The sequence below is a fragment of the Pseudomonas sp. 43A genome (genome assembly GCF_013363935.1).
GTDB lineage: Bacteria > Pseudomonadota > Gammaproteobacteria > Pseudomonadales > Pseudomonadaceae > Aquipseudomonas > Aquipseudomonas crudilactis.
This window is the reverse complement of sequence record NZ_CP054880.1, coordinates 5,597,576-5,609,413: the sequence shown is the minus strand read 5'-3', so window position 1 is coordinate 5,609,413 and position 11,838 is coordinate 5,597,576. Positions and strand designations below refer to the sequence as shown.

The following is an 11,838-nucleotide window of genomic DNA, read 5'->3' as shown; positions in this document are numbered from 1 at the left end:
GTTTCAGTTCAGGCAATCGGCGTGTTGGCGCAGGTTCTGCCGAGCGTAATAGTTGAAGGCGGCGGCGTGGCGTTTCGGCTTGGCGATCCAGTCATGCGCCTCGCGGCCCAGCTCGGGAATGATCGGCTTGATCGTGCCAGCGGCCATCGCCAGCAGTTGCAGTTTGGCCGCGCGCTCGATCAGTTGGGCGATGACACAGGCCTCCTCAATCGTCGTACCGGTCGACAACTGACCGTGGTGCGAAAGCAGAATTGCGCGTTTGTCGCCCAGCGCACCGGCAATCAACTCGCCCTCTTCATTGCCCACCGGCACGCCCGGCCAGCCTTCGAGAAATGCGCAGTCGTCGTACAGCGGGCACAAATCCATGTGGGAAATCTGCAGTGGCACTTCCAGCATCGACAGCGCCGCCACGTGGGTCGGGTGAGTGTGGATGATGCAGTTCACATCCGGACGGGCGCGGTACACCCAGCTGTGGAAACGGTTGGCCGGATTGGCCATGCCGTGACCTTCGAGGACTTCCAGATCCTCGTTGACCAGCAGCAGATTGCTCGCAGTGATTTCGTCGAAACCCAGGCCCAGTTGCTGAGTGTAATAGGTGCCGGGCTGCGGGCCACGAGCGGTGATTTGTCCGGCCAGACCGGAGTCATGACCGTTCTCGAATAGAATCCGGCACGTCAGGGCCAGCTTTTGCCGGTCCGTCCACGTATTATCCGCCAGGCTTTTTTGCATCTGGGTCAGCGCTTGCTTGACCAGTTGGTCTTTGGGTAGTGCTAATGTCTTGGCCATGTCTGTGTCCTTTGGGTGAGAGCAAATGACACTAAAGAGGCTATATGACACAAAGTGTCATTGGCAAGCACAAATCGTCGCTTCCTTGCTGGAATAACCGCCGCGCATGTCTATCCGTTTGAAATTATTGAGAAAAAAACTTGGCGTAACCCTTGAGGCACTGGCCGAAAAATCCGGCATGACCAAGAGTTATCTGTCCAAAGTCGAACGCGGGCTGAACACCCCGTCGATTGCTGCCGCGTTGAAACTGGCGAAAGCGCTGAATGTAAAAGTCGAGGAATTGTTCTCCGAAGACAACGTCAGCCTCGACAGCTACAGCCTGGTGCGCAGCCACGAACGGCAGTCACTGGCAGCGAATGATCAGAGCCCCGGGTATGCCGTGTTGGCCCATCAGGTCAGCGAACGCAACCTGCTGCCGTTCATCATCTACCCGCCGAGCGAGTTCACTGACAAAACCTTCAAGGAGCATATGGGCGAGGAGTTTCTGTTCGTCCACGAAGGGCAGGTCGAAGTGGATTTCATGAGCGAGAAGGTGCTGCTGGAGCGCGGCGACGCGCTGCACTTCAATGCGCAGAAACCGCACCGGATCAGATCGGTCGGGGATGTGCAGGCGCAGTTGCTGGTGGTGGTGCACAGCGCCGAAGAATGAGCTGTCTGCTAAAAGCTTCGCGAGCAAGCTCGCTCCCACAGTAGGCCGCGTTCCAATGTGGGAGCGAGCCTGCTCGCGAAGGCGTCAGTCCGGTTTACATCAAACCTCGACGGGGACCGACAACTTCGGATTCCCCAACGCATGGCTCTTCGCATCAAAAAACCGCAACTCCACACCCGTCCCCTCGAACACCTTCGCGTAATGCCGTTTCTGATGCTGAACAAACGCCGCACTGCGCGGATAAATCGAGATCGCCAGCGTCGCAGGTTTCGCCAGGCGCAGCGCTCGCACGATGTGCGCATCCTGCTCGCCCAAGGCATGACCAAAGATGCACAAACCGCCGCCATGTCCCAGCAATTGCGCATAACAGAACGACAGATAATCCGAACTGCGAATGGTCTTGAGCTTGTCCGCACTCGGCCCTTCGGTAACGAACAGCGGCACGTCATCCAGTGTCTTGATCGTGTTGTTGATGGCGAAACTGCCGAGCAGCGTGCCTTCGGTTGACGTCAGTTTGCGCGCGGTGCCGTCCTGATTGCGCACCAGGTGCAGACCGCCATGCAGGTACAGCAAGCGCGGTTTGCCGGTGGCAGTTTCGCTCAGATCAAAACTGGCATTCGGGCCGTTGAACAGGTCGTCGATGGCCTCGCTGTGGTGCTGCAGCGCCCAGTAGTTGAGCAAGTCGTAATTGGTGGTGAACACCGTGCGATAGCGCGCCAGTTCTTCATTCAAAACCGTCAGCGTCGAAGGCTTCACCAGTCGCCACGGAATGTGCACGGCGTGCACGGTGTTGATCAGCGCTTCCTTGATCGCGTAGTAACGATTGCGCGGCGCCGCCGAGCTGACAGCCAACGCCTTGTTAACCCGGCTGGTGGTTTTCAGCGCGCCGAGCACCTGCTCGAAACTGCGCGTCTGCATCGCGTCGAACACCGCCAGTTCCGATGGGCTCAGCGGTTTTTCTTCGACGGTGCGGGCGTTCTCGAACAGCGAGTCATAGCCGAAGTCGTCCCAGACCGCGCGGCTGGCCCCGTTGCCCACCAGCAAGCCACTGAAGTCAGTTGCGGCGCGCAGGGCGTTCCAGTCTTCGAGGGTGGCGTCGACATCGAGAAAATCGGTCATTGCGTAGGCGGTCTCAAAACAAAGGGGCTGATGGGCGGCGACTTTATCACGAGCGGGCATTGAGCCAGATCAACATCCGCCGTGACCGATCGGTCGATGCTGTGTCTATCCGCCGAACCGGAGCAGTCGATTCGGCCCCTGTCAGGAGATGCACGATGAGCAGCACCTTTTTCATTCCGGCGGTCAACATCATGGGCAGTGGCTGCCTCGACGAAGCCATGGTCGCGATCCGCAACTACGGTTTTCGCAAGGCACTGATCGTCACCGACGCGGGGCTGGCCAAGGCTGGCGTGGCCACGATGGTTGCCGAGAAACTGGCGATGCAGGACATCGATTCGGTGATCTTCGACGGCGCCAAACCGAACCCGAGCATCGCCAACGTCGAATCGGGTCTGGGCCTGCTCAAGGAAAGTCGCTGCGATTTCGTCGTGTCGCTGGGCGGTGGTTCGCCGCACGACTGCGCCAAAGGCATTGCCCTGTGCGCGACCAACGGTGGGCAGATCAGCGATTACGAAGGCGTCGATCAATCGAGCAAACCGCAACTGCCGCTGATCGCCATCAACACCACCGCCGGCACCGCCAGCGAGATGACCCGCTTCTGCATCATCACCGATGAATCGCGCCACGTGAAAATGGCCATCGTCGACCGCAACGTCACGCCGCTGCTGTCGGTCAATGACCCGGAGCTGATGGTCGCCATGCCCAAAGGCCTGACCGCCGCCACCGGCATGGACGCGCTGACCCATGCCATCGAAGCCTACGTGTCGACCGCTGCCAACCCGATCACCGATGCCTGCGCGTTGAAGGCCATGACCCTGATCAGCAACAACCTGCGCCTGGCCGTGCGCGACGGCAGCGACCTCGCCGCGCGGGAAAACATGGCGTACGCGCAGTTCCTCGCCGGCATGGCTTTCAACAATGCATCGCTCGGTTACGTGCATGCGATGGCGCATCAGTTGGGCGGTTTCTACGACTTGCCCCATGGCGTGTGCAACGCCGTGCTGCTGCCCCATGTGCAGACGTTCAATGCGCTGGTCTGTGCCGAGCGGCTGACCGATGTTGCCCACGCGATGGGCGCCGACATTCGTGGTTGCAGTCCGGAAGAAGGCGCGCAAGCGGCCATCACCGCCATCCGTTGTCTGGCCAAAGACGTCGAAATTCCCGGCGGATTACGTGAACTCGGCGCCAAACTCGCCGACATCCCGCTACTCGCCAGCAATGCCCTGAAGGACGCCTGCGGGCTGACCAATCCACGGGCGGCGGATCAACGCCAGATCGAGGAGATCTTCCGCAACGCGTTCTGAGACGGGTACAGCGGTGGCGAACGGCGTTATGCTCAAGGCCCGTTCGCGCCAGCCTAGCCGAGTCTCGCATGCTGCAAAAAAGCCTGATCCGCCGCCTCGACCTGATCACCCTGCAACTGTTTGTCGCTGTCCACGAAGAGGGCACGCTGACCCGTGCCGCCTCGCGCGAAGCCATCGCGGTGTCGGCAGCGAGCAAGCGGCTGATGGAGCTGGAAGAGGCACTCGGGATCAGCCTGTTCGTGCGCCAGGCCAAGGGCATGACCCTGACCCCGGCCGGGGAAACCTTGCTGCACCATGCCCGGCAGATGCTGTTCAACGTCGAGAAAATGGGTCTGGAGCTCGGCGAACACAGCCACGGTGTGCGCGGCTATGTGCGCATGCTGGCGAACCTCTCGGCGATCATTCAGTTCCTGCCCGAAGACCTGCGCGACTTTTCCGCGCAGCATCCGCAGGTCAAGACCGACCTTGAAGAACGGCCCAGCGCCGGGGTGATTCAGGGCGTGTTCGATGGCGTGGCGGATCTCGGTATCTGTTCCAGCGACAGCGACACCAAAGGTCTGCACAGCGTGTTGTACCGTCAGGACAAACTGGTGGTGGTGATGCTGCCGGAACATCCGTTGGCCGCGCGTCAATTGGTGGCGTTCGGCGAAACCCTGGACAGTGATTACGTCGGTTTGCACGCGGCCAGTTCAATCAACATGCGCACTCACGCGGCGGCGCGTCAGGCCGGTAAAGTCCTGCGTATTCGTATTCATGTACCGGGGTTCGATGCGGTGTGCCGGATGGTCCAGGCCAACATGGGCATCGGCATTTTGCCGCAGCGTGCTTATGAACTGTTTGGTCAGGCGCTGGGGTTGCGCGCGGTGTCGTTGACGGATGACTGGTCGGATCGCGCGTTGATTGTGGTGGTGCGCGATGAAGCGGGGTTGTCGCCGGTAAGCCGGTTGTTGTTTGAGCATTTGCGGGGGCAGGGCGCTTAGATCTTCAGTGAATGTCCCGGCCTCTTCGCGAGCAAGCTCGCTCCCACAGGGATCCGTGGCGGCTGCAGATTCTGTGTTCAACACATATCCACTGTGGGAGCGAGCTTGCTCGCGAAGGCGTCCGTGAATCCACCACAGCCCCTCGAGCGTTCGCATTTCGCGAACGCCCATTGCCGAGAGAAGGCTGGATTGCCCGATCATCGTTCCTCTAGCCTTGGCTGCATATTCCAAGAACAAGAGGTACCCCGCGATGACTGCCCCTTTGAGTGCGATCAAAGTGATCGAGATCGGCACCCTGATCGCCGCGCCGTTTGCCGCGCGCATGCTCGCCGAGTTCGGCGCCGAGGTGATCAAGATCGAAGCCATGGGGCAGGGCGACCCGCTGCGCAAATGGCGCAAGTTGCACGAAGGCACGTCGCTTTGGTGGTATCTGCAATCACGCAACAAGAAATCCCTGGCGCTCAACCTCAAATCTGCCGAAGGCATTGAACTGGTCAAGCAACTGGCCAGCGATGCCGACGTCATCATCGAAAACCTGCGCCCCGGTGCGCTGGAGAAACTGGGGCTGGGCTGGGACGTACTTCACGCGCTGAACCCCAATCTCACCCTTGTGCGTATTTCCGGCTACGGCCAGACGGGCCCGTACCGCGATCGTCCCGGTTTCGGCGCGATCGGCGAAGCGATGGGCGGCATTCGTTACACCACTGGCACCCCCGGTTCGCCACCGGCGCGGGTCGGCGTCAGCCTCGGTGATTCGCTGGCCTCGCTGCACGCGGTGATCGGCGCGCTGATGTCGCTGCTGCGGGTCAAGACCGGGCAGGGCGGTGGGCAGGTCGTCGACGTGTCGCTGGCCGAAAGCGTGTTCAACGTCATGGAAAGTCTGGTGCCGGAATACGACATGCTGGGTCATGTCCGTGAGCGCAGCGGCGGCGCTTTGCCGGGGATCGCGCCGTCGAACACTTACCTCACGGCGGATGGCGCTTACGTGGTGATCGCCGGCAACAGCGACCCGATCTACAAACGTCTGATGCAAACCATCGGCCGTGATGATCTGGCTGAAGCAGCAGAATTCGCTCATAACGATGGTCGTGCGGCCAAGAGCGGTTTGCTCGACGCCGCCATCACCCACTGGACCAGTAGCCTGCCGATCGACGACGTGCTCGCGGCGCTGGAAGCGGCTGAAGTGCCGGCCGGGCGCATTTATTCGGTGGCCGACATCGTCGCTGATCCGCACTATCAGGCCCGGGACATGTTGCTCAATGCCGAATTGCCCGGCGGTGCAACGGTGAAGATGCCCGGCATCGTCCCGAAACTATCGGAAACCCCCGGCGAGGTGAACTGGTCGGGGCCGAAACTCGGCCAGCACACCGACGGTATTCTCGCCGGCCTCGGTCTGACTGAACTCGACATCGAACGCCTGAAAAGCCAAGGGGTGGTGCAATGATCACGGACTATTCGCAAACCCTGATCGTTCAGGAAGTCTCGCCGCGCGATGGTTTGCAGATCGAACCGACGTGGGTGGAAACCGCTGACAAGATCGCCCTGATCGATCAACTGTCGCTGGCCGGTTTCAGCCGTATCGAAGCGGGATCGTTTGTCTCGCCGAAAGCCATTCCGGCGCTGCGTGACGGCGAGCAAGTCTTCACCGGCATGCAACGCCAGTCGGGGGTTATTTACGTCGCGCTGATTCCCAACCTCAAAGGTGCGCAACGTGCGTTGGCGGCAGGGGCTGACGAGTTGAATCTGGTGATGTCCGCCAGCCAGACGCACAACATGGCCAACATGCGCATGCGCTGCGAGGATTCGCTGACAGCGTTCGGTGACATTGTGGCGTTTGCCAGCGGCTCCGGCGTGCGCCTCAATGGCAGTATCGCGACGACGTTCGGTTGCCCGTTCGAAGGCCGGATCGACGAGGATCGCGTGCTGCAAATCGTCGACGCTTACCAGGAACTCGGCATTGCGGGCATCACCCTCGCCGACACCACCGGCATGGCCAATCCGCGACAGGTGGATCGCTTGGTGCGGCGCGTGTTGCAGCGGGTTTCGCCGGCCGATCTGACCCTGCATTTTCACAACACCCGGGGTCTGGGGCTGTGCAATGTGCTGGCGGCTTACGAGGCGGGCGCGCGGCGTTTCGATGCCGCACTCGGTGGCCTTGGTGGCTGCCCGTTTGCGCCGGGCGCGTCGGGCAATATCTGCACTGAAGACCTGGTGAACCTGTGCGATGAGATCGGGATACACACCGGCATCGACTTGCCGCTGCTGCTGAAACTATCCCGCGGCTTGCCGGATCTGTTGGGCCACGAAGTCCCCGGTCAACTGGCCAAGGCCGGGCGCAATTGCGACCTGCACCCGATCCCCACCTGAATATACAAATCCCCCTGTGGGAGCGAGCTTGCTCGCGAAGACGGTGTGTCATTCACATTTGATTTCGACTGACTCGACGCCTTCGCGAGCAAGCTCGCTCCCACAAAAAAACGCTCCACAGTGAGCGTCATAACCAGACAACAAAAACAATCGGACGCCCACCGGCAGTCCGCCTGGAGAAAAGCTATGAGCCTCAATGTAATGGAGGCGGGCGCGAGTCCGTCCGTCGATCACGACGCCGAAAAAGCCCTGGTCAGCAAAGTAGCCTGGCGCCTGATGCCACTGATCATGGTCTGCTACCTGTTCGCCTTCTTCGACCGCATCAACATCAGTTTCGCCAAGTTCCAGTTGCAGACCGATTTGAGCTTGAGCGACACCGCTTACGGCCTCGGCGCCGGGCTGTTCGTGGTCGGTTACGTGCTGTTCGAAGTGCCTAGCAACATGATGCTGTACAAGGTCGGCGCACGCCGCTGGATCGCGCGGATCATGATGTCCTGGGGCCTGGCAACGGCAGCGATGGTCTTCGTCAACAGCGAATGGCAGTTCTATGCGCTGCGCTTTGTGATTGGCGCAATGGAAGCCGGTTTTGCCCCGGGCGTGCTGTATTACCTGACGCTGTGGTTCCCGCAGCACTTCCGTGGCCGCATCACCTCGATGCTGTTTCTCGCCTCGGCGTTCGCCGGGCTGGTCGGCGCGCCATTCTCCGGGCTGGTGCTGGAACACCTCGACGGCGTGCTGCAAATGCGCGGCTGGCACTGGCTGTTCCTGCTTGGCGGCGTGCCGTGCATCGGCCTCGGTTTTCTGGTGCTGATGCTGCTCAAGGATCGCATCGAGGATGCGCACTGGCTGACGGCTGACGAGAAGAAATTGCTCTCCAGTCGCATCGCCCAGCATGAACCGCACAAGAGCGGTGGTTCGTTGCTCGCGGCGTTGAAGATTCCGGGTTTCCTGACCTTGGGGCTAATCTACTTTTTGATTCAGGTGGCGTCCTACGGCTTGAATTTCTGGGCGCCGCAGCTGATCCGCAGCGCCGGCACCGAGAGCCCGGTGATGATCGGGTTGCTGACGGCGATTCCGTACATTTGCGGGGCGATCAGCATGGTGGTGATCGGGCGTTTGTCGGATGCGACGGGTGAGCGGCGCAAGTTTGTCGCCGGGCTGGTCATTGTCGGGGCGATCGGCTTTTTCAGTGCGGGGATTTTCGCCAGTCACACGACGTTTTTGATCGTTGCTCTTGGCTTGCTTGGCGCCGGGATCATCGCCTCGATTCCGAGCTTCTGGACGCTGCCACCGAAGTTGTTGGCCGGTGCTGGCGCTGGTGCAGCGGGCGGGATTGCGGTGATCAACACACTTGGGCAGTTTGGCGGGATCGTCAGCCCGGTGATGGTCGGACGGATCAAGGATTTGACCGGCAGCACCACACCGGCGCTGTATGTGATTGGCGTCGCGGCATTGATCGCGGCGGCACTGTTGCTTTGGGGGTTGCCGCAGAAATTGCGCACGCTCGACAAATATTGATATCAGCTCTGACACCTTCGCGAGCAAGCTCGCTCCCACATTTGAAATACATTCCCCTGTGGGAGCGAGCCTGCTCGCGAAGACTGACTTCCAGACACTGAAAATCATCGATTCAAACGATCATCCAGCAGCCACTGCATTCCTCTCAAACACCCCGCCAAACTGAATCAACACCACCCCGGCAATCAACAACACCGCCCCAAAAGTTCGCGACACGGTCAGCTGTTTCTCCACCAACCCAAACAACCCAAAGTGATCCAGCACCATCGAAGCTATCACTTGCCCAGCCAACGCCAGCGCTACAAACCCGGAAGCGCCAAGCTTGGGCAGCAACACCACCGCCAACGCCACAAAACACACGCCAAACGCACCACCGGCCCACATCCACAACGGCGCCTTGCTGATGAACGTCAACGACGGCAACGGCAAACGCAGCGCCACAATCACCGGCAACAGGACCAACACGCTGACCAGCAAAGACGCTAACGTCGCCCACAACGGATGCCCCAACCCCCGCGCCAGATTGCTGTTGATTGCACTCTGAAACGGCACCACCGCCCCGGCAAACGCGGCCAGCATCAACAAGCCGGCCCACTGCAATGTACTCATCTCGATTCTCCAACAGGTTTTGCTGGACTCTAGAGTATTCGTCGCGCAGATTTAAATTCCGTTTCATCATCCAGAATATGCATCAAATGAATGATCTGCGCCGTATCGACCTCAACCTGTTGGTGATCCTCGACGCCTTGCTCAGCGAGCAGCATGTCACCCGTGCCGCCGAGCGTTTGCACCTCAGTCAACCGGCGGTCAGCCATGCGCTGGCACGCTTGCGCGACCTGCTCGGTGATCCGCTTCTGGTACGCGCAGGTTCAACCCTGGTGCCCACCGCACGAGCGCTGGAACTGGTCGCGCCGCTGACCGAAGCGCTGGCACAGATGCAATCGCTGCTGGCGCCGAACACCTTCGATCCGGCCAATGCGCGTCGGACCTTTCGTGTGGCGATGTCGGACTATGGCGCGGCGATCATTCTGCCTACGCTGATCCGCACCCTGCGCCGGGAAGCACCGGGCATCGACCTGCAAATCAGCCATGCCAGTCGTGAAGGGATGCTCGAAGGCGTGCTCAATGGTGATATCGACGTGGCCGCCGGCGTCTTCCCGGAAATGCCCCACGAACTGCGCAGCTCGGTGCTGTTTGAAGAGCGCTATGTCTGCCTGCTGGATCGCCAGACGCTGCCGGCCAGCGGTGTGCTGGACTTGCCGACCTACCTGTCTCGTCCGCACGTCCTGCTGGAAATGCGCGGCAGCGGCACACCGGAAATCGAGCGCGCATTGACCTCTCTGCGTGAACGTCGCCGCGTCGCGATCAGCCTGCCGCACTGGAACGTCGCGCCGCAGTTCATCAGTGGCACGGATCTGATTCTTACGGTGTCTTCACGCAGCGTGCGTGAGCTTGATCAACGCGAACTGATCGTGGTGCCGCCACCGTTCGAGATTTCGCCGTTCACGTTTGTGCTGGCTTGGCACAAGCGGCGGGGTGCGGATCAGGCGTTGAACTGGTTGAATCGGACGATTGAGGAGGGGATAGTGCGCGGCTGAAAAAACTCTCAAGGAGCAGGAAGTGACAGTGAAGTCTGGCTGGATCGGTTGTGCCGCATTGTGCGGGTGGTTGCTGGCGGGGCAGGCAGTTGCCGATTGCACACCGGCACCCACGGCGCATGAGGTGGATTTTTCCCTCTGCAAGGATTGGCCGGCGTATCCCGGGCTGACGCTCACCGCTGCTGCCAATTTCTCGCCCGATCCGGTGTATGGCGAGTCAGGGACTGTAGGGCTTTACGATCTGCGTTTGGCCTTGGTGGCGAGTGCAGACTCCAAGCCGTTAGCGAGCTTTTATCAGCCCTCGGCATTCTCCGTGGATGCCATCGCGCTGGACGAACTGAAATTCGATACCGCTCGCTATAAGCTCGCGCCGCAATTGCAGGCCTTTGGCGTGCGAGTACGGTTCAAAGGCTCTTCGCGCGTGAATCCTGTGGATGAAACCTGGTTGTCGCTCTATGTGAAAGACGGCAACGCATTGCGTCCTGTCATGGATCGGCTGGTGGTTTATGAATATGGCGGGGAGTGGGATGGCAATTGTGCGGGGGAGCGCTACGAGACTACGCGAACCGTGGCGTTGGCCAAGACCAGCAGCCATGGTTATGCCGATCTGATGATCAAAACGATCCGTAGTTCGACTGTTGGCGCGGGCGAAGGCGAGGCGTGTGTATCCAATACCGTCACGCAAAAACCTGTCTTGACGACACTTCGCTATGACGGCAAAAACTACGTAATGCCTGAAGATTTCAAAGGCCTCTAAGACCGATGTCTTTTACTCAAGGAAGAATAATGTTCTCGCGTACTACATTGCTGGGCTCTTTCATCGCGATGGGCCTTTTAACGATGGCCGCCCAAGCCCAGGCCGCCTGCGAAGTGAAGAAGTTCGACGGCCATTCCCTTTCGCGCTGCAAAGCGTGGCCGGCGTTCAACGATCAGTCGATTGCGGCGAAGTCTTCATTTCTCTCGGATTCGGGCGACGATGAGATGGGCGTGTTCGATCTGGAACTGGCGCTCGTCAGTTCGACAAGCGGCAAGAGCCTCGCTACTTATGCAAAGCCGGGTGCCTACAATTCCGATGCAATCAGTTTCGACGATCTGACAATCGATACGGCCCGCTACCGATTGGCAGCAGATGTCCGTGCATTCGGATTGCGTTCGAAATTCGCCAGTCACGGCTCCAGAGCCAATCCTTACGCAAAAACCGATTTGGCGTTATATGTGCGCGAAGGCAACAAGTTGCGCCCGGTGCTGGAAGGCTTGGTGATTCGCAAGGAGTTCGGCGAAGGGACGGATGAGTGTGCCACCGAAGACACGCAAATCCGCAGGACTGTTGATATCGGCGCGACGAGCCACCATGGTTTTGCCGATCTGATCGTCAGCTCGAGTGGTTCAGTTTACAAATCCTTCCTGTCGGGCAAGGAGTGCATCTCGAAAACGATCGATATGAAGAAAACTCGCGTCGTCCTGACCTACGACGGCCAGCAATACATCGTCCCCGAAGACCTCAGAGGTTACTGACC

Annotated in this window: 12 protein-coding genes; 9 read left to right on the top strand and 3 right to left on the bottom strand. The window is 59.9% G+C overall.

All coding sequences use genetic code 11. The features are described from left to right. Positions 1-3 precede the first annotated feature (3 nt). Entirely contained in the window at positions 4-786 is a 783-nt protein-coding gene (locus HUW52_RS24580; protein ID WP_007911518.1) for an aldolase, read from the bottom strand. Between the two features lie 106 nt (positions 787-892). On the opposite strand from HUW52_RS24580, the gene HUW52_RS24575 reads away from it, so the two are divergent. Continuing rightward, positions 893-1,435: a helix-turn-helix domain-containing protein gene (locus HUW52_RS24575; RefSeq protein WP_175555130.1), complete on the top strand. Its 543-nt coding sequence runs from the start codon at positions 893-895 to the stop codon at positions 1,433-1,435. Positions 1,436-1,534: 99 nt separating this feature from the next. Here HUW52_RS24575 and HUW52_RS24570 read toward each other — a convergent pair whose 3' ends face one another. Further along, complete coding sequence (locus HUW52_RS24570) at positions 1,535-2,554, bottom strand: DUF4917 family protein (protein ID WP_175555129.1); 1,020 nt, start codon at positions 2,552-2,554, stop codon at positions 1,535-1,537. 155 nt (positions 2,555-2,709) lie between these two features. Between HUW52_RS24570 and yiaY the strand changes: the two genes are divergently transcribed. The 5 genes from yiaY (at position 2,710) to HUW52_RS24545 (ending at position 8,723) form a co-directional block, all read left to right on the top strand. Next, a complete protein-coding gene (yiaY, locus tag HUW52_RS24565) occupies positions 2,710-3,858 on the top strand; it encodes an L-threonine dehydrogenase (RefSeq protein ID WP_175555128.1) in 1,149 nt (382 codons plus the stop codon). Positions 3,859-3,926: 68 nt separating this feature from the next. After that, complete coding sequence (locus HUW52_RS24560; RefSeq protein WP_175555127.1) at positions 3,927-4,838, top strand: LysR family transcriptional regulator; 912 nt, start codon at positions 3,927-3,929, stop codon at positions 4,836-4,838. 250 nt (positions 4,839-5,088) lie between these two features. Continuing rightward, positions 5,089-6,282: a CaiB/BaiF CoA-transferase family protein gene (locus tag HUW52_RS24555; RefSeq protein WP_175555126.1), complete on the top strand. Its 1,194-nt coding sequence runs from the start codon at positions 5,089-5,091 to the stop codon at positions 6,280-6,282. Further along, entirely contained in the window at positions 6,279-7,205 is a 927-nt protein-coding gene (locus HUW52_RS24550) for a hydroxymethylglutaryl-CoA lyase (protein WP_175555125.1), read from the top strand. Before HUW52_RS24555 ends, HUW52_RS24550 begins: the two co-directional genes overlap by 4 nt. Positions 7,206-7,391: 186 nt before the next feature. After that, a complete protein-coding gene (locus HUW52_RS24545; RefSeq protein ID WP_175555124.1) occupies positions 7,392-8,723 on the top strand; it encodes an MFS transporter in 1,332 nt (443 codons plus the stop codon). A gap of 120 nt (positions 8,724-8,843) precedes the next feature. Here HUW52_RS24545 and HUW52_RS24540 read toward each other — a convergent pair whose 3' ends face one another. Next, a complete protein-coding gene (locus HUW52_RS24540) occupies positions 8,844-9,332 on the bottom strand; it encodes a DMT family transporter (RefSeq protein WP_016982779.1) in 489 nt (162 codons plus the stop codon). Positions 9,333-9,409: 77 nt separating this feature from the next. Between HUW52_RS24540 and HUW52_RS24535 the strand changes: the two genes are divergently transcribed. From HUW52_RS24535 to HUW52_RS24525, 3 genes are read left to right on the top strand one after another with little or no spacing between them, the layout of a single operon-like run. Continuing rightward, entirely contained in the window at positions 9,410-10,321 is a 912-nt protein-coding gene (locus HUW52_RS24535; protein WP_175555123.1) for a LysR substrate-binding domain-containing protein, read from the top strand. A gap of 22 nt (positions 10,322-10,343) precedes the next feature. Then, positions 10,344-11,078, top strand: coding sequence for a hypothetical protein (locus tag HUW52_RS24530; RefSeq protein ID WP_175555122.1), 735 nt, complete (start codon positions 10,344-10,346; stop codon positions 11,076-11,078). A 29-nt stretch (positions 11,079-11,107) separates the two neighbouring features. Beyond that, a complete protein-coding gene (locus HUW52_RS24525) occupies positions 11,108-11,836 on the top strand; it encodes a hypothetical protein (protein ID WP_016982776.1) in 729 nt (242 codons plus the stop codon). Positions 11,837-11,838: the final 2 nt, after the last annotated feature.

Bases quoted from the DNA above. Each gene is read 5' to 3' on its own strand.
- HUW52_RS24580 (WP_007911518.1), bottom strand. From the start codon at position 786: ATGGCCAAGACATTAGCACTACCCAAAGACCAACTGGTCAAGCAAGCG.
- HUW52_RS24575 (WP_175555130.1), top strand. From the start codon at position 893: ATGTCTATCCGTTTGAAATTATTGAGAAAAAAACTTGGCGTAACCCTT.
- HUW52_RS24570 (WP_175555129.1), bottom strand. From the start codon at position 2,554: ATGACCGATTTTCTCGATGTCGACGCCACCCTCGAAGACTGGAACGCC.
- yiaY (WP_175555128.1), top strand. From the start codon at position 2,710: ATGAGCAGCACCTTTTTCATTCCGGCGGTCAACATCATGGGCAGTGGC.
- HUW52_RS24560 (WP_175555127.1), top strand. From the start codon at position 3,927: ATGCTGCAAAAAAGCCTGATCCGCCGCCTCGACCTGATCACCCTGCAA.
- HUW52_RS24555 (WP_175555126.1), top strand. From the start codon at position 5,089: ATGACTGCCCCTTTGAGTGCGATCAAAGTGATCGAGATCGGCACCCTG.
- HUW52_RS24550 (WP_175555125.1), top strand. From the start codon at position 6,279: ATGATCACGGACTATTCGCAAACCCTGATCGTTCAGGAAGTCTCGCCG.
- HUW52_RS24545 (WP_175555124.1), top strand. From the start codon at position 7,392: ATGAGCCTCAATGTAATGGAGGCGGGCGCGAGTCCGTCCGTCGATCAC.
- HUW52_RS24540 (WP_016982779.1), bottom strand. From the start codon at position 9,332: ATGAGTACATTGCAGTGGGCCGGCTTGTTGATGCTGGCCGCGTTTGCC.
- HUW52_RS24535 (WP_175555123.1), top strand. From the start codon at position 9,410: ATGCATCAAATGAATGATCTGCGCCGTATCGACCTCAACCTGTTGGTG.
- HUW52_RS24525 (WP_016982776.1), top strand. From the start codon at position 11,108: ATGTTCTCGCGTACTACATTGCTGGGCTCTTTCATCGCGATGGGCCTT.